This is a genomic window from Streptomyces tagetis (assembly GCF_018069565.1).
Taxonomy (GTDB): domain Bacteria; phylum Actinomycetota; class Actinomycetes; order Streptomycetales; family Streptomycetaceae; genus Streptomyces; species Streptomyces tagetis.
In genome coordinates, this window is the sequence record NZ_JAGPNL010000009.1 from 300,806 (window position 1) to 322,435 (window position 21,630).

A 21,630-nucleotide genomic window follows, 5' to 3' on the forward strand; every position below is an offset into this window, starting at 1 on the left:
GCGCGGCACCTCGCGGGCAGGAGACGACCTGAGAGGAGAACGGTGCGCACGAGCAGGCAGATGCGTCGCCTGGCCGACACGCTCATCGCCCCCATGCGGGTGCCGGTCCCGGCCGACCCGGAGGTCCTGTTCGAGGCGCTGGTCGCGTCCGTCGCCGCCTGGCGGGGGCGCGAGATCGTGGTCCGCAGGGAAACCTTTCCGCCACACACGGCGAGCGGCCTGTGGCTGGAGGCCGAGTCGTACGACATCATCGTCGTGGACCGCCGGGCCGCCGTGTGGCACCAGATCGTCATCCTCACCCACGAGGTGTGGCACATGAACCGCCGCCGCGCCGAGGCCGCCGCGCGCACCCGGTCGCGGGGCGCCTCCCCCCGGCCGGTCGCGGCCCGCACCGACTTCAGCCTCGCCGAGGAACGCGAGGCCGACCGGTTCGGCATGCTGATGGGCCGCCGGCTGCGCGCCTGGCTGGAGGCGTCCGAGGAGACCGTGCACGCGGCCGGCGACGAGGACGCCCAGGGGCTGGCCGAACGCATCGGCGCGGCCCTCAACTACCGTGGGCCGCGCGGGTGAACGGGGCCGTCAACTACGCGAGCTGCGCCGTGCTCTGGCTCGGCCTGGCCGCCAAGGCCCCCGACCTCGTACGCCACCGCCGCGACCCCTTCCTCCGGGCCATCTGCGCGGTGCTGGGCCTGGCCGGGCTCTGCTTCTTCCTCGGCGCCCCGCCCACCGTCGGCGCCGTCAACGACCTGAGCGGGGTGCCGAACCTGGCCGCGCCGCTCACGTACGCCTCCATCACCGCCTACAGCGCCGCCGCCCAGGTGCTGATCGTGCACTGGCGGGGCGGGCCCCGGGTACGGGCCGTGGCCCGCCGCTGGGTGCTCGCCTACGCGCTGGTCGTGCTCGGCATCGCCGTCTCCTTCGCCCTCGGCGAGGCCCCGGTGGAGCGCCGCACCGACCTGGACGTCTACTACGCCACGACGCCGTTCATCGGCCAGATGATCGTGCTCTACCTGCTCGGGCACCTCACCGCGGTCACCGTCACCACCGTCTCCGCGCTGCGCTGGGCCCGGCGGGTGCGCGGGCCGCTGCGCCTGGGACTGACGGTGCTCGGGGCGGGCGCCCTGTGCAACGCCGGGTACAGCGTCTCCAAGCTGGCCGCCGTCGCCGCCCGCTGGAGCGGCCGGGACTGGCAGGTGCTGGTCACGGACGTCTCCCCGGTGGCCGCGGCGGCCAGCGCCGTGCTCACCGTCGCCGGGGTGCTGATCCCGCTGGCCGTGCCGGGGTGGGCACGCCGGCGCCGGGCCCGGCGCGCGTACCTGCGGCTGGAGCCGCTGGAGCGGGTCCTCGACGACCTCCTCACCCGGCGCTCTCTGCGCCTGCCCCGGCCCCACGGGGCCTCCCCGAGCGCCCGGCTGATGTGGCGCCAGACCAGCATCCACAACGCCCTCGGTCACCTCGCCCCGCACCTCGACGCGGCCCTGTACGACCGGGTGCGGGAGGACTCCCTGCGCGCCACGGGCGACGCGGAGCGGGCGGAGGCCGCCGCCTGGGCCGCCGCCGTCGCCGACGCGGCGCACCGGGCGGGGCGGGACGTACCGGAGGGGCCCGGTCCCGGCGAGGGCGCCGGTCCGCTCCCCCACCGGCTGCCCGGACCGGCCGCCCTGGTGCGCATCGCCGACGCGCTGGCCGCCGTTCCCGCGCCCGCCGCCGTCCCCGCGCCCCGCGGACGCGGCCCGGCCGCCGCGACCGGGGGCCGTATGAACCAGCCGCGCGAACAAGGGAGTTCACCGGCATGAGTCTCGTCGTGTATGGGGCGGCCGGGGTGTTCGCGCTGTCCTGTGTGGTGCTGTTCCGGCGGCCCGGTTCACCCGTGCTCGGCACGCTCACCGTCTCCACCTGCGCGGCGATCCTGCTCGGCGCGCTGGTCCTGGTCTGCTCGGCCCCGCCGACCCTCGCCGCCGTCAACGACCTCACGGGTGTGGTGAACTTCGGCGCCCCCCTCACCTACGGCATGCTCTCCGCCTACAGTTGCGCGCTGCTCGTCCTGCTCGTCAACTGGCGCGGCGGCCCCAGGTCCCGGATACGGCGCCGGGTGCTGGCCAGCATGGCCGCCTACGCGCTCCTCATCGCCGTCCTCGTCGCCCTGTTCACGCTCGCCGACGCCCCCGACGAGCGGCTCACCGACCTCGACACGTACTACGCGAACACGCCGTTCATGCGGGAGATGATCCTGCTCTACCTGGCCGGGCACAGCGCGGCGACGCTCGTGATGTGCGCGGTCTGCGTCAAATGGGGCCGCGAGGTGACCGGGCTGCTGCGCACCGGACTGCGGCTGATCCTCGCCGGCAGCCTGCTCGACCTGGTCGGCTTCCAACTGGCCAAGTACACCGCGGTGGTGGCCCGCTGGTACGGCCACGACGTCGACTTCCTGTCCACCACGCTGGCCCCGCCCATGGCCTCGCTCGGCGCCCTGGTCTGCTCCGCCGGATTCGTCCTGCCGCGGCTGCTGCCGGCCGCCGTCGCCCAGTGGCGGGGCCTCGGCGACTACCGCCGGCTCGGCCCGCTGTGGGCGCTGCTGCGGTTCGCGCCGACCTCGCCGAAACCGCCCGCCTCCTGGTGGCGGTCGCCGCGCGAGCGGTTGCAGTGGCGGGAGGTGTCGATCCACGACGCGCTGCTGGCGCTCGCCCCGTACTTCGACGACCGGGTGCGCGAGCGGGAGCGGGAGGCCGCCCTGCGCGCGGGCCGCACCGCCCACCAGGCCCGGCTGGCCGCGGAGGCCGCGATGCTCACCGACGCCGCGCGCCGCGCCGCCGCCCACGAGGAGCCGCCGGCCGACCCGAGCACCTACCGCCTGCGCGCCACGCAGGTCTCGGGGCCGGGCGCGCTGGTCGAACTCGCCCGTACCCTGGGCCGTTCGCCGGCCGGCGCACCGGCGCGCGAGGGTACGGTGAGGGCCGCCCACGGCTGGACCCTGGCTGAAGACGAGGAGACCCATGTCCCGTAGAGCTGTCGTCATCGGTGCCGGTCTGGCCGGCATGCTGGCCGCGGCGGCGCTGTCCCCCGCGGTGGACGAGGTGATCGTGCTGGAGCGCGACGACCTCCCCGACGGACCCGAGCACCGGCGCGGACTGCCCCAGGGCCGCCACGCGCACCTGCTGATGGCCGGGGGCCTGGCCGCCATGGAGGATCTGCTGCCCGGCGCCGGCGTGCGCAAGCGGCTGCTCACCGCCGGCGCCCACGAGATATCCCTCGGCAACGGCATGGTGGCCCTCACCCCCGACGGCTGGTTACGGCGCTGGCGCCACGAGGGCCCCCGGATGGTCACGTGCAGCCGCGCGCTGCTCGACTGGGTGGTCCGCGAGACCGTCCTCACCCACACCGGCACCACCGTCCGCAAGGCCAACGCCCGTGCGCTGACCGGCGGTTCGCGCCGCGTCACGGGGGTGCTCACCGCCCCGGCGGACGGCGCCGGGCCGGAGGAGGTCCTCGACGCCGACCTCGTCGTCGACGCGAGCGGGCGCGGCTCGCGGCTGCTGCGCTGGCTGGACGGCGTCGGCGTCCGCGGCATCGAGGAGCGCACCGTCGACGCGGGGCTGGTCAACGCCACCCGCCTGTACCGGGTGCCCGAGGGCGCCGGCGGCTTCCCGCTGACGGTGCTCCAGGCCGACCCGTACGCCTCCCGGCCGGGCCGCAGCGGCATGGTCATGCCGATCGAGGACGGCCGCTGGCTGGTCAGCCTGGCGGGCACCCGGGGCGGCGAGCCGCCGGCCGACCCGGACGGCTTCCTGCGCTACACCCTGGACCTGCCGCACCCCCTGGTGGGCCGGCTGATCTCCGGCGCCGAGCCGGTGACCGGCGTCCACGTCGGCCGCAGCACCAGCAACGTGCGCCGCTACGTGGAGCGGGCCCGGCACTGGCCCGAGGGGTTCGTCGTCCTCGGGGACGCGCTCGCCACCTTCAACCCGGCCTACGGACAGGGCATGTCCGTCGCCGCGATGGGCGCCCGCGCGCTGGCCGAGGAGGTGCGCCGGTCCGGTCCCGACGCGCCCGGACTGGCTCGCCGGGTGCAGCGGGGCGCCGCCCGGCCGGTCGACGCGGCCTGGGCGGTGGCGGTCGGCCAGGACGTCATGTACCCGGGCACGCGGGGGGCCGCGGCGAGCCCGGCCGACCGGCTCGTCGCCGCGTACACCCGGCGGCTGACCCGGGCGGCGACCGGCTCCTACCCGGCCGCCGCCGCGCTGTGGGACGTCACCAGCCTCCTGGCCGGCCCGGGGCGGGTGCTGCGCCCGGGTGCGCTGCTGTCCACCCTGACGGGCCCCGCGCTGCCGCGGGCCGCCCATCCCCCGCTCTCCCGCGCCGAGTGGCGCACGGTGCACGCCCTGGACCGTACGGGGGGCTGAGGGGCGGGGTGCGGGGGTCGGGGTGCGGGGGGGCGGGGTGCGGGGGGGGCGGGGTGCGGGGGTCGAGGGCGTGGCCACCGGCCGGCTCCGGAGACGTGGCCCCCGGCCGGCTCCGGAGACGTGGCCCCCGGCCGGCTCCGGGGGCGTCGGCCCCCTGCCGGTCCCGGGGGGGCGTGCCCCGGGGCCGCTCACCCCGCGAAGGCCGGCTGGGGCAGCCCCCGCCCCGCCCCCGGCAGCACCAGCAGCGACCCGGCGAGGGGGTGCGGCGCGGTCAGCCCCACCCGGGCCGTGGTCACGTACAGGTCCGTCAGGTCCGGGCCGCCGAACGCGCAGGACGTCACCAGCGGCACCGGCAGCCGGACCACCCGGTCGAGCCGCCCGTCCGGCGTGTAGCGGCGCACCGCCGCCCCGTCCCACAGCGCCAGCCACACGCAGCCCTCGGCGTCCACGGTGAGCCCGTCGGGGTACCCGGCGCCCTCCTCCACCACGGCGAAGGGGCGCCGCCCGCCGACACGCCCGGCCTCGTGGTCGAGGACGTCGATGCGCCGGGTCGGCGTGTCGACGTAGTACATCCGCCGCCCGTCGGGGCTCCAGCCGATGCCGTTGCTGATCGTCACGTCGTCCAGGACCGTCGTCACCGTGCCGTCGCCGGTGATCCGGCTCAGGGTGCCGCCGCCGGGGGCCTCGTCGTAGCGCATGGTGCCCGCCCACAGGCTGCCGTCGGGGGCGACGGCGGCGTCGTTGGCCCGGCGGCCGGGCACCGGATCGCGGTGCAGCGGGCGCGGGGTGCCGTCGGGATCGAGGAGGAAGACGCCGTCGCGCAGGCAGAGGACGAGTCCGCCCCCGGCGCGCGGCAGGACGGCGCCGATGTGCTGGTCCGTGGTGCGCACCGTGCGGCGGCCGGTGGCCGGGTCGAGGGTGTGCACGCGGGAGCCGAGGACGTCCACCCACAGCAGGGTGCCGGTGGCCGGGTCCCAGACGGGGCCCTCGCCGAGTTCCGCCGCGGCCGGGACCGCCACCCGCCACCTCATGCCGCCCTCCGGTGGCCGAGCCGTTCGGAGAGTTCGGCGGCGCCCTCGACGGCGAGCCGTTCCAGTTCGGCGCGGCGCTCCTCGCTCCAGCGGATCAGGGGTACGGAGATGGAGAGCGCGGCGACGACCCGCCCGGAGCGGTCGCGGACCGGGGCGGCGACGCAGGAGACGTCCGCGTTGGACTCGCGGTTCTCCACGGCGGTGCCTCGGGCGCGGACGCGGGCCAGGGCCTCGCGCAGCACCGCCGGGTCGGTGATGCTGTTCGGCGTCATCGCGGCCAGCTCGGTCCCGTCGGGGAACCGGGCGTCCAGCTCCCGCTCGGGCAGCGAGGCCAGCAGCATCTTGCCGACGGAGGTGCAGTGCGCGGGCAGCCGCCGGCCGGCCGCGGAGACCATGCGCACCGCGTGCGTGGAGTCCACCTTGGCGATGTAGATGACGTCGGTGTCCTCCAGGATCGCCACGTGCACGGTCTCGTCGCAGGTCTCGGCGACGCCCCGGGCGACCTGCCGGCCCTCGGCGGCGAGGTCGAGGTCCTCGGCGTAGCGGGAGCCGAGCTGGTAGGGGCGGACGCCGAGCCGGTACCGTCCGGGCTCGGAGGCCACCGGCACGAGGTACCGGCGGGCGGCGAGCGTGCTGACCAGCTCGTGCACGGTGGTGCGCGGCAGTTGGAGCCGGCGCACGATCTCGGGCGCGGAGAGCGTGCCGTCGCCGTCGAGGAAGAGTTCGAGTATGTCGAGAGCCCGGGTCACGGCTGGTACGAGGCGTCCCATGTCCGGCTCCCTCCCTGGTGTCTGGGGCGCCCGCGCTCCCGCCTCCCGGCGGCCGGCGGGCGACCGCGGGTGTTCGAGATATCAACAGGCTGTCGGTATGGCGAACACAGGCTACTCACATGGGGTTTGCCACGGCAATGGATCAGGAGGGGGTGGTTGCCGGGGGCGCGTCCCTCCGGCGGGGGGCGCGGGTGCCCTCGCGGTGCCGGTGCCGTCCGTCGTGGCGCGGGTGCCCTCGCGGTGCCGGTGCCGTCCGTCGCGGCGCGGGTGCCCTCGCGGCGCCGGTGCCGTCCGTCGTGGCGCCCGTACGCCTCCCCCGTACGCGACGATGGGCCCATGCCGCCCGCCAAGCGCCCCGCCGGTCCCTTCACCCCGCTCGACTTCCAACTGGTGCTGCTGCGCCGCATGGCCGACCACAACCCCGGCCTGGTGGAGGAGGCCCGCGCCCGCCTGGGCGTCTCCGCCGCGGACATGCGGGAGGCCAACCGGCGCTGGCAGGCCAGGCTCCACGCCCCGGGGCGCGGCTCGGCCCCCTCCCTCCCCCACGGCCTCGGCGGCCTGCGGGGGGCCGCCGTCCGCTCGTTCCTCGGCCCGCCCGAGTCCGTCGCGCCGCGCCGGATCGGCGACCTGGAGTGCGAGGCCCGGCAGTGGCCGCTGCCCCTCTGGCCGGACCTGCGCTTCGAGGTGCTCACGGCGCCCGACGGCACCGTCTGGAACGCGTGGCTGGTCCGCGCCCCGGGCGCCGAGGGGCCCGCGCCGCGCACGCTGGAGGAGCTGACGCCCTGGTCGTGCACGGTCGACGAGGCCGCCCGTGCCTTCGCCCCGGCCCGGCCGCTGCCGGGCTCGGCGCCCACCCGGTGGGGGCTCGCCTTCACCGCGCCGGACGCGCGCGGCGTACGGCACGAGGTGGTCGCGGAGTTCACGTGGGGGCTGCTGCAACGCACCCTGGCCGGCGGCCGGCCGGGCTGACGGCGCCGCCGGCACCCGGCCCGGGACGCCCCGGCGCCGGAACCGGCAGCGGGCGCTTGACCTTCCCCTTCGGTGAAGCCCCAGCATCGGGGACGGAACGCGACGAGGGGGCCGGATGCGCGAGGACCTGCTGCCGATCGGCGCCTTCGCCAGGGCCTGCGGGCTCTCGCCGAAGGCCCTGCGGCTCTACGACTCACTGGGGCTGCTCCGCCCGGCCCGGGTCGACCCGGTCACCGGCTACCGCTACTACGCGGCCGGCCAACTGGAGTCGGCCCGGCTGGTGGTGTGGCTACGGCGACTGGACATGCCGCTGGCCGGCATCCGGGAGGTCTGCGCCCTCGGCCCCGCCGCGGCGGCCCGCGAGATCGGCGCCCACTGGGCCCGTGTCGAGGCGGAGACGGCCCTGCGGCGGGACCTCGCCGCGTTCCTGATCGCCCACCTGACACGGGAGCCGGCCCACGGGCCGGGAAAGGACGACCTCACCATGACGGAACTTCGCCACCACGCCCACTCGGACACCGGCCGGGTCCGCCCGGCCAACCAGGACGCCGCCTACGCGGGCGGCCGGCTGCTCGCCGTCGCCGACGGGTTCGGCCCGGCCGGCGCCTCCGCGAGCAGCGCCGCCGTGCAGGCCCTGCGCTTCCTGGACGACGGGGAGCCGCCGGCGGACGGTGTGCTGGACCTGCTGGAGGAGGCCGTACGGGCCGCCGCCGAGGCGGTGCGGGACGCCGCGTCCGGTGCCGGGGAGGCGGGCACCACCCTGACGGCACTGCTGTGGACCGGATCGCGGCTGGCCCTGACGCACATCGGCGACACGCGGGCGTACGTCCTGCGCGACGGCGGGCTCTCGCTCCTCACCCGCGACCACACCCTGGTCCAGTCGATGGTCGACGAGGGGCGGCTGACCCCGCTGGAGGCGGCGGCCGACCCGCGGCGGTCGCTGCTCGCCCGCGCGCTGACCGGTGACGGCACGGCCGCCCGCCCCGACCTGCGCCTGTACGACTCCCTCCCCGGCGACCGCTATCTCCTGTGCTCCGACGGCCTGTCCACCGTCGTCCCCGAGCCCCGCCTGCGCGGCCTGCTCGCCGCCGCCCCGGACCCGGACCGGGCGGTGACGTCCCTGATCGACGCGGCCGGCGCGGCGGGCGGCCCGGACAACGTCACGTGCGTGGTGGCGGACGCCCCGGCCCTCGCCGCCTGACCGCTCCGGGGTGGTGCCCCGGGCCTCCCGGTGTCCGGCCGGGGCACCACCCCCTCCTTGCGGCACGGCACGCTGGTGTAGGAACGGGGGGACCCCCTGTCGCCCAGGCCAAGGAGCGCGTGCCGTGTCCTCCCTCTTCCCCGCCCTCACGGACGATCCGGGCGAACGCGTCGCCCTGCGGTTCGGCGACCGGTCGCTGACGTACGCGCGACTCGCGGCGGCGGCCGGTGCCGTCGCCGGCCGGGTGCGCGGGGCCGGCCGGGTCGCCGTGTGGGCGACGCCCACCCTGGAGACGGCCGTCGCGGTGGTGGGCACCCTGCTCGCCGGCGCCGCCGCCGTACCGCTCAACCCGAGGTCCGGCGGGACGGAGCTGGCGCACATCCTCTCCGACAGCGCCCCCTCGCTGGTGCTCGCCGCGCCCGGCGACGTGCTGCCGGACCCGGTGGCGGGCCTCCCGCGCGTCGACGTGGACGCCGGTGCGCGCGGCCCCGTCCCCGAGGACCGTACCGCCGGCAGCGAACCGGCCCTGGTCGTCTACACCTCCGGCACCACCGGCCCGCCCAAGGGCGCCGTCATCCCGCGGCGCGCGGTCGCCCACACCCTGGACGCGCTCGCCGACGCCTGGGAGTGGACCGGCGACGACGTGCTGGTGCACGGGCTGCCCCTCTTCCACGTGCACGGGCTGGTGCTCGGCGTCCTCGGCCCGCTGCGGCGCGGCGGGACCGTGCGCCACCTCGGCAGGTTCGATCCCCGGGGCGCGGGGCGGGAGCTGTCCGACGGCGCGACCATGCTGTTCGGGGTGCCGACGATGTACCACCGGATCGCGGAGGAGCTGCCCGGCGATCCGGAACTGGCGGCGGCGTACGCCGGGGCGCGGCTGCTGGTCTCCGGGTCCGCCGCGCTGCCCGTGCACGACCACGAGCGGATCACCGAGGCGACCGGACGGCGGGTCGTCGAGCGGTACGGGATGACGGAGACGCTGATGAACACCAGTGTGCGGGCGGACGGCGCACCGCGTCCCGGCACGGTCGGCGTCCCCCTGCCGGGGGTGGAGCTGCGGCTGGTGGAGGAGGACGGCACACCGTTCGCCGCGTACGACGGGGAGCGCGTCGGCGAGATCCAGGTGCGCGGCCCGAACCTGTTCACCGAGTACCTCAACCGGCCGGAGGCCACCGCCGCCGCCTTCACCGCCGACGGCTGGTTCCGCACCGGCGACATGGCGGTGCGCGAGAGCGACGGCTGCGTCCGCATCGTCGGCCGCAAGGCGACCGACCTGATCAAGAGCGGCGGCTACAAGATCGGGGCCGGTGAGATCGAGAACGCCCTGCTGGAGCACCCGGGGGTACGGGAGGCCGCCGTCACCGGGGAGCCGGACGCCGACCTGGGCGAGCGGATCGTCGCCTGGGTCGTCCCGGCCGACCCCCAGTCCCCGCCGGGGCTCGCGGAGCTGGCCGGCCACGTCGCCGGGCGGCTCGCCCCGCACAAGCGGCCCCGGGTCCTGCGGCTGCTCGACGCGCTGCCCCGCAACGACATGGGGAAGATCATGAAACGCGCGCTGGAGCCGGGCGCGGGGGCGTGAGCGCGGGGGCGCGCGCGTAGGGCGTGCACGGCGTGAGTGCGGTGGGCATGGTGGACGTGGGCGCGGAGGTTCCCGGCAAGGCGCCCGAACAAACGCTCAGTTGTTCCCTGGAACAGGTGATCGTTGCCTCAGGCATCGCATGTGGCCACCGCGACGCGCGATACTTACGGTGCGCAAGCGACGGGCTGCAGACCGTAGTTGAGCGCGGTCCCACACATGCATGACGCAAGGAGTAACACGATCATGAACCTTCTCACCGACATCCTCGCCGGCCTCATCCACTTCGTCGGCTGGCTGGTCTGACGGTCAGAAGAACCCGCGGCGCCGCCTCCCCGTCCCAGGGAGGCGGCGCCGTCCGTCTGTCCGCCCACCACCCACCGGCACACGCCCCTCCCCCGCCCTCCCGGGCCTCCTCCCTTCCCGTACCGCCACGACACGCCGCACAGGCCCCCGTTCGGCGGTCCCCCGCCCGGCCCCTCCCCGAAGGCGGCGGCCACCGCGCCCGCGCACGATGCCTGATAAGGCCGGCCACCCGGCGGCCCCGCACGGTATGCGCTCTCGGGAGGACCCGTCATGACCGCCACTCTGGAGCAGCTCCGCCGCTGCCACTTCGCCGTCGACCTCGGGGCGGCCCGCACCCGCGTGTACGTGAAGGGCGAGGGACTGGTCGTCGACGAACCCTCCGCCGCCGCGGTCAACACCCGCACCGGCGCGCTCATCGCCGTCGGCGAACTCGCCGAGCGGATGACCGGCCGCACCCCCGGCTACATCCGCGTCGTGCGCCCGGTCTCCGGCGGCACGGTCGTCGACATCGAGATGGCCCAGCGCATGCTGCGCCACCTGCTCGGCGACAAGGTGCGCCGCACCCTGCGCCGCAAGCCCCGGCTGCGCGCCGCCGCCTGCACCCCGCACGACGCCGACCCCCTCGCCCAGCGCGCCGCCATCGAGACACTGGTCGGACTCGGCGCCCGCCGGGTGGAACTCGTGGACACGCTCATCGCCGCCGCCGTCGGCTGCGGACTGCCGGTGGAGCAGCCCGAGGCCACCATGATCATGGTGTGCGGCGCGCACTCCACGCAGGTCGCGGTGCTCTCCCTCGGCTCGATCGTGACCGCCGAGCGCGTCCCCGTCGGCGGCGAGGCGGTGGACCACGCGATCGTGCAGCACCTGCGCCACCAGCACCAGCTCATGCTGCCCAGCCAGTCGGTGCGCCCCTTGCAGGTCGCCCTGTCCGGCACCGGCCTCACCGCGAAGGGGCCGATGTCGACCGAGATCCACGGCCGGGACGTGGCGACCGGGCTGGCCCGCAGCGTCCGGGTCGACACGGAGGCGGTGCGCGCCGCCATCCAGACGCCGCTGACCGCCGTGCTCGACGGCATCGGCAAGGTGCTGCGGGACTGCCCGCCCGACCTCGTCGCCGACCTCGCCGACCGCGGGATCATGATGGTCGGCGGCAGCGCGCTGCTCCCCGGCTTCGACCAGATGCTGCGTCAGGCGACCGGCATGCCGGTGACCATCGCGGAACGGCCCGACGTGTGCGCCGTCCAGGGACTCGGCACGATGCTGGAGGGCCTGGTGGAGCCGCTGGTGCTGGACCCGCTGGCCTGAGCCGCCGAGGACACCGCGTACATGACCGGACAGGCCGCGCCCCGGCCGACCCGACTCCTCGAAGCCGTCCTCGACGTCGGCGCCGACCTGGACCTGCGGGGCACCCTCCAGCACATCGTGGACGGCGCCGTCGAACTGACCGGCGCCGCCCGCGCCGCCCTGACCACCGCCGACCCGGCGCGGGACGGCCTGGCCGAGATCCGCGCCCAGGGCCCGGACGACGTACCGGGTCCGGCCCACCGGCTGCGGGTGCCGATCGACGTCAACGGCGAGCCGTTCGGCGCCCTGCACCTGACCGGCCGGCCCGGCGGCCCCCCGTTCACCACCGAGGACGAGCAGGTCCTGCGGTTCCTCGCGGTGCGGGCCGGCATCGCGATCGGCAACGCCCGGCTCTACGAGGCGGCCCGGCAGCGCGAACGCTGGATCGAGGGCGCCGCCGCCGTCACCACGGCCCTGCTCACCCGGGAGAACGCCGGTGACGCCCTGACGACCGTCGCCGAACGGGCCCGTCTCCTCGCCGACGCCACGGCGGGCGTGATCCTCCAGCCGACCCCGGAGGGCGGCATGGAGATCGTGACCGCGTCGACGCCGGACGACCCCGACGGCATCGTCGGCGCCACGATCGCGCCCGGCAGCCCCGTCCTGCGCCTGCTCCTGGGCGGGGAGCCGGTCTTCATCGACGACTCGGCGACCGACCCCCGGATGACGACGCGCGTACGGCACCGGTTCGGGCCGAGCATGATGCTGCCGCTCCAGGCGGGCGGCCGGCTGATCGGCACGCTCGCCCTGCCCCGCCGCCGCGGCGACCGCGCCTACACCGAGACCGAACGGCTGCTGGCCACCCAGTTCGCCTCGCAGGCCGCCCTCGCCCTGGTCCTCGCCGACGCCCGGCACGGCCGGGAACGCCTCGCGGTCTACGAGGACCGCGACCGTATCGCCCGCGACCTGCACGACCTGGTGGTGCAGCGGCTCTTCGCCACCGGCATGATGCTGGAGTCCACCCAGCGCCGGCCGGGCGCGGGCGCCATCCGCGACGTCCTCGGGCGGGCCGTGGAGGAACTGCGCTCCACGGTGCAGGAGGTACGTACCGCGATCTTCGCCCTCCAGCAGCCGCCGGCCGGCCCGCCGACGGGACTGCGCGGCAGGGTGCTGCGCGAGACGGAGGCCACCGCGGCCCGGCTCGGCTTCCCGGTGTCCGCGCACTTCACCGGCGCCGTCGACCACCGCGTCCCGGACCCGGTCGCCGACCGCCTGCTCACGGCGCTGCGCGAGGCGCTGGCCGACGCGGCCGACCGCGACGGCGTCACCCGCGTCCGGGTCACCGTGGACGTGACCACGCCCCTGCCCGACGACCGCGACGGCGTCCGCCTCACCGTCCACGACGACGCCACCCCCGGCACGACGACCCTCTGGTACTCCCCGCTCTGACCGGGAGCCGGACAGCCCTCCGGGCCCCGGGCGGGCATCCGGGCCCCGGGCGGCCATCCGGGCCCCGGGCGGAGCCGGCCCCCGCACGGCCGCCCGGGGTCGGCTCCGCCCGGAGCCGGTGGTGACGTCGGAGCTGAACCGCTTCCGACCCGCGGCTCAGCTCCGGCGCGGGTCGTCCGCCTCCCGGTCCTCCCCCGCCGGAGGCGTCTCCTCACGCTCGCCCTCGGCCTGCGAAGGGGTGGGGTGCGGCGGGCTCAGCCGCCCGCTGTCCTGCTCGTCGTCCCGCTCGCCCTCGGCCTGCGACGGAGTCGGGGTGAAGTCACTCATCTGCCTGCCTCCTCACGCACCCGCCCCGAGTACCCACCTCTCCGCCGGAGAAAGCCCCTGACGGACGGGATACGGCGGGCGTGCAGACGCGGCCCCAGCAGCGACCTGGGCATGATGCCGACGTTGCGGCTCCGCCGCCCCGGCCGGACCGCGAAGGCCAGGCACGGTGAAGTGACCCCGTGCCCCGCCGCCGCCACGCGAAACCCTGGTGAACTCCCCCACCCCGCTGGCTAATGTCGTGGGATGAGCACTCGCACCTTCCGCATCACCGTCCGCGGCGTCTTCGACGGACTCAGCGACGGTCAGCGTGCCGAACTCCTCGCCGACGCCGCGGAACACGACATCCTGCGCGCGGCCTTCACCCGCGAGGGGCACCTCAGTTACGACGTGGCGGCACGCTCCGCCTTCACCTTCCGCTTCGAGGACTCGGGAGAGGAAGAGGAGGACATCCTGGCGGCGTCCGAACGCGCGGAGGAAGCCGCGAAGACATGGCTGACCGAACGCGGCTACGGCTACAAGAACCTCCGTTCCCAAGCCGAAGACCTCTCCCAGGCCCCCCTGAGCAAACGCCAACGCCGCGCGGCATCCCGAAACACCCCCTGACCCCGCCACAGCCGCTCCGGCACCGGACTCCGCGACTCACGATCGTGGGCACCGACGTGGTGCCGGTCGACTGCCTCTCCACATCAGGGAGAACGGCCTGTGGGCCGGGTTCGGCTGTGTCCAGGGCGGCGCCGGCTTGGTCGGCGAGTGCTGTGGCAACGAGGCGTGACGCCACCGAATTGAAGATCTCGCCCATTACGCCAACGGCGGCGTGCCGCCTCCCGTCACGCAAACCGGTGGCGAGGGGGGTCGATTCCGGCGAACAAGGCTGCCCGGAGCGTCACGCCGGCTCCCCTGGCGATTCGGCCGGGCCAGGACCGGCGCCACGCTCGTACGCGCGGGACTGAGGTCACCGGTTCCGGCCCCGCTTCTGCCCACACTGAGCGATGTGAACAAGGGCCATGAAAAGGATGAGTGGGACTCCGGAGTGCCTCGTCCATCCGAAGCGCTGCCAGGTCTCGACCAGGAGCAACTCCGGGTACTGCGCCAGGTCGGCCGGCAGTGGCATCGCGTGGCCCCGCGGTCCGCGACGGAACACCGGGCGCTTCCTGTCAACCCTGACACGGGTGTTTTTCCCCCGGCGGCGGACATTCACCCGACCCGGTTCGGCCAGTTGGTACGCGTCAGCTCCCTGGGCGGAGGCGTATCGGAGCAAAGGGCTGACGGCGCGGACGAGGCCGGTCGCTCACCTGTGGGCCGCTTCGCGCATCGCTCCCGTCGGGTGCTGCTGGGAGCGCCGCTGAAGAGCACCGCCGTCGTACGCGAAAGTATGCGCAAACTGGTGGCGCTGCCGGTGCTGTCGGCCGATGCCCTGTCTTCGGTGGCCTACGGCCCGGAGGCGATGCTGGCCGTACTCGTGCTCGCGGGCTCCACCGGACTGGCGTACTCCCTGCCCATCGCAGCGACCATCGCCTTGTTGATGCTGGTGGTCGGCGTGTCCTACCGGCAGACGATCCGCGCTTACCCGCACGGGGGCGGCTCCTACATCGTGGCCGGTGACAACCTGGGACTCATGCCTGGGCTGATGGCGGCGGGGGGCCTGCTGATCGACTACGTCCTCACCGTCGCGGTTTCGATCGCCTCCGGTATCGCCGCGATCACCTCAGCCATCCCCTCACTGGCGCCGGCCACGGTTCCCCTGGGCCTGATCATGATCGCTCTCCTGCTGGTCGGGAACCTGCGTGGGATTCGGCAGGCCGGCGTTCTGTTCGCCGCGCCGACCTACGCCTTCATCCTCGCGATGTTCGCCCTGATCATCGGCAACCTGGCGGACTCCGCGGGGAGTGGGTTCCGGCCGACCCCCGCCCCTCATCCGACCGCGACCGAGGGCATCGGAGTGCTGCTCATCATGCGAGCCTTCGCATCCGGGTCCACGGCCATGACCGGCATCGAGGCCATCTCCAACGCGGTTCCGGCCTTCCGGCCCGTCCGATGGCGCAACGCGCGCACCACCCTCACTTGGATGATCAGCCTGCTCGTCGCCATGTTCGGAGGCATCATCGCCATCGTCCACCTACGCGGCGTCATCCCCCGCGGCAGCGAGACCGTGCTGTCGCAGCTCGCCCACCTGACTTTCCATTCCGGGCCGATGTACGTCTTCGTCCAGGCTGCGACCGCGGCGGTCCTCCTTCTCGCGGCGAACACCGCGTACAACGACTTCCCCCGCGTGCTGTTTCTCCTGGCCCGCGACGGCCACGCCCCCCACATCTTCCTCAGGCAAGGCGACCGCCTGGCCTTCAGTAACGGCATCGCCCTTCTATCGGTCGCCGCATCCCTCGTCTTCGTGGTGTTCGCCGGCAACACCGATTCGCTGATCCCGCTGTACGCGGTCGGCGTCTTCCTCGCCTTCAGCCTGTCGCAGACCGGGATGGTGGTGCACTGGCGCCGCGTCCGTACCCGGCACTGGCGCAAGAGCCTCACCTTCAACGCTACCGGGGCGCTGCTCTCCACACTCGTTCTCATCACCGCCGCCATCACCAAATTCACTTCCGGCGCCTGGGTCGCCCTCATGGCCATCGGTCTGTTCTTCCTCCTGGCCACACGGATTCGGCACCACTACCAAAAGGCCGACGCGGCGCTCCGGCTTCACCCCGACGCCACCGAAACACGCGACCGCGCCGGCGCCCGTGCTCCTGCCCCTGCGCCAACGGCGACACCACACCCCGTACAACCCGAAGGCGGATGGCCCGACCATGAGACGGGGCAGGGCGAAGAAGAGAAAGAGGAAACACCCCAGGCCGTACATCATCTGGCGGTCGTCGCCCTCGCCTCCCTCGATCTCGCCGGCCTGCGCGCCCTCGCCTACGCGGCCTCACTCCGGCAACCCACACTCGCCGTACACATCAGCCCCAGCGAAGAGGAGGCACAGCGATTCCGCGGTTACTGGACCACCTGGGGCGACCATGTGCCACTGCACGTCGTCCTCTCCCCCTACCGTGCGATCGTCGCTCCGCTGATCCACTACATCGAGGCACTCCACCGCCAACGCCCGAGCCTCACCATCACAGTGATCCTTCCCGAGATCGTCACCCAGCACCTGCGCCACCGACTCCTGCACAGCAAGGACGCCGCCCGCCTTCGCCGTGCCCTGCGACCACTCCCCAAGATTGTCGTCACGAGCGTTCCCTTCCACATCTCTTGAGGGAAGGCCACGGTCGGGGCACCGCACTGTTCGCACCGCACGCCCCTGCCTCACCGACGTGAAGGGGGTCGTGAAGGGGGTCGTGAAGGGCTCCATGCCGGGCACTCGTCACGAGTGGAGCGTGGCATCGGCCAGCGCGAGCAGGATCTTGTCGCTGTCGCCGCACTCGCCGAAGGATTTGATGGCGAGTTTCCTGACACTTGCCATATCCACGGTCACGTTCTGCGGCCGGTTGATCTCCGCGCCCACGGTCTTCAGTGCGCGGCCGTCACCCTCGATCGTCACCTTGATCAGTTCGGCCGTGCTCCTGTCGTCCAGGCCCACGATCAAAGTGAGCGACTTGTAGCGCTCATTGATGCTGTATTGGATTCCTGCCGTGGTGTTACAGGGGTAGGTCAACGTCATCGCCTGCTCGTATGGTTTCGACCCGATGCTCACCGACCGAAGGTCGAACAAGCCGCTGCCACGCACGGGGGAAAGATCGGTCAACGGCACCTCGCCTGTGGGCAGGGGCGCCGGGCTCGACGGGTTCACCGAGGCTTCGTCAGGGGAACCGGTCGGCATCGGAGCCGGCGCGGTCACCGTGACCGTTGCCGTCACGGTGGCCGTCACCGTCTGCGCTGTGGGCGAGTCGATCACAGTCGGCAGACCGAAGAAGCCGAGCAGTAAACCGGCCACGGCCGCGAAAGCCGAGATCAGCGCCGCAACGTCACCCAGCCTGCGTGCGGGAGGCGATGGGTCCGGCACCGGGTCTGGAGCTGGGCCAGGCACCGGCGGCCCCGGTGGATCTGGGACTGGGCCCGGCGGGTTTCCGGGTAACGGCGGCATTCCCGGCGGTGGTCCACTCACGCTCTGCCCCCTTCAGACGCGTCCTGATCGCACAACATTCAACCGGATCACGCCCAGGAGAGACAGAGCGGCGCGGACCCATCGGCCGAAACCAGAGGCTGATCAGCACGCGGGCGTTGACGCTGGTCCTGGCGGCACGATCCTGAAACGTCATGGCAGGGCAGGGCCGGTCCGTTACGGCGATCTGTCGGCCGGGAGGCGCCGTCTCCGCGCAGACGGCGACTCGGCCGGGTCCGTGAGGGGCCGTCAGGGGCATCTGGCCCACGAGACGGCCTGCGGGTCCTTCAGGTGATCGGTCATCGTGCCCCGTCCTCTCCGTCGATTCGCTTGAGATGTTCCGCCTACGCCTGCTCTGCCTGAGACACCGCTGCCTCGATCACCGGCATGGCGTCATCACAGGCGCCCGAGGCCCTGGCCCGGGGAACGTCACGGGCATGGTCGCAGCCGCGGCTACCGCGTGGGTCTCCTCCTGATCGACGATGGCCCACTCGCGGATCTCCGCGCCGAGCGGAGTCCGGGCCGTGTTCGCTTCGGGCCCGCGCTACGGGCCGAGGGGCACCGGTCGGCAGGGATCGCACGCCGGTGCCCTGTTTCCTGGGCCCTCTCGGGTCCCGGAAACAGGGCACGGGAACGGAAAGCCGGGGCCGAGACCAAACGACCCGACGTGTCCGCCCAACCGCATCGTGGTTGAGGAACCCTGGCCTCCGACTGGCCACTTCCGGACGGCAGCGCGAGCCGGTGGGATGCTCACGTGCCGGCCCCTGCCGAGGGGCTTGTCGGGACTGCCGCTGTTACTTGAGGTAGACGAGGCCGTCGGTGGTGACCGCTGGGCGACCGCTGGTGCCGACGACGACGATCTTGACGGTGTGCTTGGCGCTGGTGTCCCAGGTCTTGGTCCAGATCGCGTCGCGGTACTTGGTGGTGGCGGATTTCAGGTCCACGGTGGTGACCTTCTTGCCGTCGACGTAGATGTCCGCCTGGCCGGAGGTGGCGGCGCGGGAGACGGTCCAGGCGACCGAACGGCCGGTGAAGGTCCAGGTCAGGGACGCGTTTTTGGTGGAGCTGGTGTACGACTTGCCGCCGAGGTAGCTGGAGGAGGACTTGGTGCTCCAGGTGCCGGTCTTCGCTGCCGAGCTCTCCTGGAGGATGACCGGGGTGCCGGTGACCGAGGCGGTGGCGGTGTTGCCGGCCTGGTCGTAGGCGCTCAGCGACCACTTGGTGGCGGTGGCGGACTTGGCGGTGTGGTTGGCGCTGGTGACCGTGGGCCCGTAGGTCTTCGCGGTCGGGGCGGTGAGCCGGACCTCCTTCAGCGCGGCACCGTCGGTGGCCTTCCACTTCAGGGTGAGGGGGACGGCGGCGGTGTCGACGGTGCCGGTGCGCAGCGCCAGGTTCGGCTTGGTGGGGAAGGCGGGTGCGGTGGTCTCGGCGACCACGGTCGTGGCCGTCGTCGTGGCCGTCGCACCGGACTGGTGAACGGCGCGGACGGCCACCTTGTGGGTGCCTGCGGCCAGGGTGGCCTTGGCGGAGGTGGCGGTACCTGCCGTGGTGGCGGCGACCTTGCCGTTCACCAGCAGCTCGTACCTCGCGATGAGCGGGGCCGGGGTGGTGGCCGACCAGTTCACGGTCACCGCGCTCTTGGTGTAGGTCGTCGTCCCGGCCGTTCCGGCGCCGGTGACCGACTTCAGGGTGAGCCCGGAGACCGGTCCGCCCGCCCAGGCCCGCAGGGTCGGGAGCTTGTCGTAGAAGGCGTCGCCGGGGCACTGGGTGTTGTAGCCGTCGCGGTGGCCGTGGATCGCGGGCAGGGACAGCCGGGCGCCCTTGGCCCAGGTCTTCCCGTAATAGCTGCGTCCGCTGTCGCCCGCGGTGAGGGTGACGGTGCCGGCGGGGTCGACACCGTACTGGCCGAGTTTCCAGGCGGCGATACGGGCGACCGAGGTCAGGGCGGCCGTGGAGGGCGCGGCGGCGGTGTAGGTACCGAGGACGGAGATGCCGGTGGTCTGCGCGTTGAACCCGTAGGCGTGGGCGCCCATCACCGGCCGGTCGACCCCGCCCTTGCGGCCCTCGTAGACGATGCCGCACTTGTCGACCAGGAAGTTGTAGCCCACGTCCTTCCAGCCGAGTTGTTTGACGTGGTAGGCGTAGATGCCGCGCACGACGGCCGGGCCCTGGGCGCAGGTGTAGTCGTTGGACTCGGCGGTGTGATGCACCACGACCGCCTCGACCCGGCCGTCGGGCAGATAGCCGGGCTCCTCCGGGCTGATCGACTCGTCCGCGCCCCAGCCGGCCCGGGACGTGATCGGAGGGACCGGCGTGGTGGACGGCGGCGCGGGCGGCACGCTCACCGACGGGCCGGGCGAGGAGGGGGCGGACGGCCCGGACGGTGAGGGGATCGGTTCCTGCGGGCCGGACGAGGGTTCGGGAGAGGACGGGTCGGGCACCTCCGGCTCGGAGACCGGGGGTTCGGAGACCGGGGGCTCGGACGCGGTCCCGTCCGGCTGCGGCTCGTCACCCGGGTCCGTGCCTTGTTCCGGCTCGGCGACCGGAGGTTCGGGCGTCGCACCCCCGTCACGTGAGTACGCCGCCGGTTCCAGCGCCGTGATCTCGCCGCTGCCGGGATCGACCATGTCCAGCCGCAGCCCCTTGGGCAGCCGACCGGCTCCCTTGCCGTCGACGCGTACCTCGACGCCGTCGGACGGGCCCACCCAGGCCGGTTCGGTTCCCCCACGCCGGGCGCCGCTCTCGCCCTGACCGCTGTCGCCGTCCAGCTTCATCCACCGCGACCAGACCTGCGTACCGGCCTGCCGGGTGCGGACCTCGACCCTGCCGCCGACATGGGCGGACGGGTCGGACCACGTCACGCCGAGCATGCTGAACGGCTCGGTGTCCCTCTTGCCCAGCGACGCGGAGGTACCGTCCCCGGACACGCGGAGCGCGCTCGTCTCGGCCCTGCTCGTGACGGGCCCCGGCTTGTCCGCCGAAGGACCGTCACCGGCCTGCTGCCGGCCGTTCATGCTCTGCAGTGCGAGGGCCCCGGAGAGTCCGGCCGCGACGACAGCGGTCGTCTTCCAGAAGTGACGTGGAGTGCGCATGACAGTTCGCGGACCTTCTTCATCAGGGAGGAGTCGAGCGGAAGCCGACCACCCGAATGCGATGGCCACACAGGAGACCGGCGCGCACCGGCAAAGGTTGTACGACCCGGACGCCCCAGACGCTGACAACTTGGAGCGCGAACCACCGTTGGTGCACCAACCTCGCGCCTTCATGAAACGGACCGACCGGGCCCCACAGTGGAGCGACATGCCTACAGAACCCTCCCCGACAGCGGACGACCCGGCGTTCCGAGCCTGGCTCCAGGTGCTCTCCGATGAGCTTGACACCGACATCGCAGGCCGCCTCGGCTCTCCGGAGGTCTTCGCCTTTCTCCGGACCACCTTCGCGCGTAACGGCGCCATGCCGGCTGCGCACTTCGCTCCTCTCCTGAGCACGCACCGGCGCGTCCTCGCCGAACGGACGGTCACCGCGCTGCTTGAGCAGGTGCGACAGGACACAGGCCGCGTCTTCGTCGTACCCGTGTTCTGCGAGCCGCCCCACGGGCGGGAACCGACCGGCCTGCTCACCATCGGCAACGAGAGAGTGCGGGGCGTCGACCCGATCGACATCTCCGTCGAGACCGCGGAGGGCGTGCAATGCCTCCTCGCCGACCGGGACCGTCTCCTCTGGCCACTCTGTCCCGACCACGGCACCGCGCCTCACACGACCCGCACCCCCGCCGGAGCGACTTGGCTCTGCTCCGTCACGTCCCATGTCGTACGGCCACTTCCGGCCTGACCTCGTAACGGGGAGCTACCTGCTCGGCAGTCGTCGGGGGGCCGGTCCTGGGGCTGCGGCGTGCGACTCGTGGGCTCCGGGCGCCCCGCCCCGCCGGATCGGCAGGTCCTCCACGGCCTGGTACTCGTGCGGCACCGCGCCGGACAGGCGTTTCCGCGGGGCGACGGGTTTCTGGATGGGTGGGGTGGGTGGGACTCGAACCCACGGCCGACGGATTGTGAGTCCGAAGCTTCTACTCCGGCTCACTCCGGATGACTCCGAGTACTCCGGAAATCCCTCGTCGCTGGTGCCAGTCCCTCCGGCTCACTCCGAGGAATCCGGCCCTCTGCGGGACCTCCGCTCACGCACCGCTCACGCAATCCCTTTGGGCTGCACGCGGGCTGACCTGCTCAGATT

17 protein-coding genes are annotated in these 21,630 nt (G+C 73.8%); 12 read left to right on the top strand and 5 right to left on the bottom strand.

The genetic code is table 11. The annotated features are described in order from the left end of the window. The first annotated feature begins 42 nt into the window (after positions 1–42). Genes J5Y05_RS27555 through J5Y05_RS27570 form a run of 4 tightly spaced genes read left to right on the top strand, consistent with a single transcriptional unit; the run spans position 43 to position 4,400 of the window. Entirely contained in the window at positions 43–570 is a 528-nt protein-coding gene (locus J5Y05_RS27555; protein WP_307854114.1) for a toxin, read from the top strand. Continuing rightward, complete coding sequence (locus J5Y05_RS27560; protein ID WP_307854115.1) at positions 567–1,796, top strand: MAB_1171c family putative transporter; 1,230 nt, start codon at positions 567–569, stop codon at positions 1,794–1,796. Before J5Y05_RS27555 ends, J5Y05_RS27560 begins: the two co-directional genes overlap by 4 nt. Next, positions 1,793–3,004 carry an MAB_1171c family putative transporter gene (locus J5Y05_RS27565; RefSeq protein ID WP_210875856.1) on the top strand — a complete coding sequence of 404 codons (1,212 nt, stop codon included), beginning with the start codon at positions 1,793–1,795 and terminating at the stop codon, positions 3,002–3,004. The genes J5Y05_RS27560 and J5Y05_RS27565 overlap by 4 nt, the downstream gene beginning before the upstream one ends. Then, on the top strand, positions 2,994–4,400 hold the full coding sequence (locus J5Y05_RS27570; RefSeq protein ID WP_210875858.1) for an NAD(P)/FAD-dependent oxidoreductase: 1,407 nt from the start codon (positions 2,994–2,996) through the stop codon (positions 4,398–4,400). Before J5Y05_RS27565 ends, J5Y05_RS27570 begins: the two co-directional genes overlap by 11 nt. A gap of 188 nt (positions 4,401–4,588) precedes the next feature. Here the strand turns inward: J5Y05_RS27570 and J5Y05_RS27575 are convergent, their stop codons facing one another. Continuing rightward, complete coding sequence (locus J5Y05_RS27575) at positions 4,589–5,431, bottom strand: SMP-30/gluconolactonase/LRE family protein (protein WP_210875860.1); 843 nt, start codon at positions 5,429–5,431, stop codon at positions 4,589–4,591. Continuing rightward, the gene (locus tag J5Y05_RS27580) at positions 5,428–6,201 is read right to left on the bottom strand and encodes an IclR family transcriptional regulator (RefSeq protein ID WP_210875862.1); all 774 of its coding nucleotides are present in this window, start codon (positions 6,199–6,201) and stop codon (positions 5,428–5,430) included. The genes J5Y05_RS27575 and J5Y05_RS27580 overlap by 4 nt, the downstream gene beginning before the upstream one ends. Before the next feature lie 336 nt (positions 6,202–6,537). Here J5Y05_RS27580 and J5Y05_RS27585 point away from each other — a divergent pair, with 336 nt between their 5' ends. The 5 genes from J5Y05_RS27585 (at position 6,538) to J5Y05_RS27605 (ending at position 12,986) form a co-directional block, all read left to right on the top strand. Beyond that, positions 6,538–7,170: a hypothetical protein gene (locus J5Y05_RS27585; RefSeq protein ID WP_210875864.1), complete on the top strand. Its 633-nt coding sequence runs from the start codon at positions 6,538–6,540 to the stop codon at positions 7,168–7,170. A gap of 115 nt (positions 7,171–7,285) precedes the next feature. Next, positions 7,286–8,371, top strand: a complete 1,086-nt coding sequence (locus tag J5Y05_RS27590) for a MerR family transcriptional regulator (RefSeq protein ID WP_210875866.1) — start codon at positions 7,286–7,288, stop codon at positions 8,369–8,371. A gap of 124 nt (positions 8,372–8,495) precedes the next feature. After that, a complete protein-coding gene (locus J5Y05_RS27595; RefSeq protein WP_210875868.1) occupies positions 8,496–9,950 on the top strand; it encodes an acyl-CoA synthetase in 1,455 nt (484 codons plus the stop codon). Positions 9,951–10,523: 573 nt separating this feature from the next. Next, positions 10,524–11,558 carry a rod shape-determining protein gene (locus J5Y05_RS27600; protein ID WP_210875870.1) on the top strand — a complete coding sequence of 345 codons (1,035 nt, stop codon included), beginning with the start codon at positions 10,524–10,526 and terminating at the stop codon, positions 11,556–11,558. Between the two features lie 21 nt (positions 11,559–11,579). Further along, positions 11,580–12,986, top strand: a complete 1,407-nt coding sequence (locus J5Y05_RS27605; RefSeq protein ID WP_210875872.1) for a GAF domain-containing sensor histidine kinase — start codon at positions 11,580–11,582, stop codon at positions 12,984–12,986. A gap of 156 nt (positions 12,987–13,142) precedes the next feature. Here J5Y05_RS27605 and J5Y05_RS27610 read toward each other — a convergent pair whose 3' ends face one another. Further along, a complete protein-coding gene (locus tag J5Y05_RS27610) occupies positions 13,143–13,313 on the bottom strand; it encodes a hypothetical protein (protein ID WP_210875874.1) in 171 nt (56 codons plus the stop codon). Between the two features lie 243 nt (positions 13,314–13,556). Here J5Y05_RS27610 and J5Y05_RS27615 point away from each other — a divergent pair, with 243 nt between their 5' ends. Together J5Y05_RS27615 and J5Y05_RS27620 are read left to right on the top strand one after the other, a co-directional pair. Next, positions 13,557–13,916 (top strand): DUF6204 family protein, encoded by a 360-nt coding sequence (locus J5Y05_RS27615; RefSeq protein ID WP_210875876.1) that lies wholly within the window; start codon positions 13,557–13,559, stop codon positions 13,914–13,916. A gap of 388 nt (positions 13,917–14,304) precedes the next feature. Then, on the top strand, positions 14,305–16,557 hold the full coding sequence (locus J5Y05_RS27620) for an APC family permease (protein WP_210875878.1): 2,253 nt from the start codon (positions 14,305–14,307) through the stop codon (positions 16,555–16,557). 108 nt (positions 16,558–16,665) lie between these two features. Here the strand turns inward: J5Y05_RS27620 and J5Y05_RS27625 are convergent, their stop codons facing one another. Both J5Y05_RS27625 and J5Y05_RS27630 read right to left on the bottom strand, forming a co-directional pair. Then, positions 16,666–17,235 (bottom strand): hypothetical protein, encoded by a 570-nt coding sequence (locus tag J5Y05_RS27625; protein WP_210875880.1) that lies wholly within the window; start codon positions 17,233–17,235, stop codon positions 16,666–16,668. A gap of 962 nt (positions 17,236–18,197) precedes the next feature. Continuing rightward, positions 18,198–20,495 (bottom strand): N-acetylmuramoyl-L-alanine amidase, encoded by a 2,298-nt coding sequence (locus J5Y05_RS27630; protein WP_210875882.1) that lies wholly within the window; start codon positions 20,493–20,495, stop codon positions 18,198–18,200. Between the two features lie 208 nt (positions 20,496–20,703). Between J5Y05_RS27630 and J5Y05_RS27635 the strand changes: the two genes are divergently transcribed. Beyond that, positions 20,704–21,234: a hypothetical protein gene (locus J5Y05_RS27635; RefSeq protein ID WP_210875883.1), complete on the top strand. Its 531-nt coding sequence runs from the start codon at positions 20,704–20,706 to the stop codon at positions 21,232–21,234. The last annotated feature ends 396 nt before the right edge of the window (positions 21,235–21,630 follow it).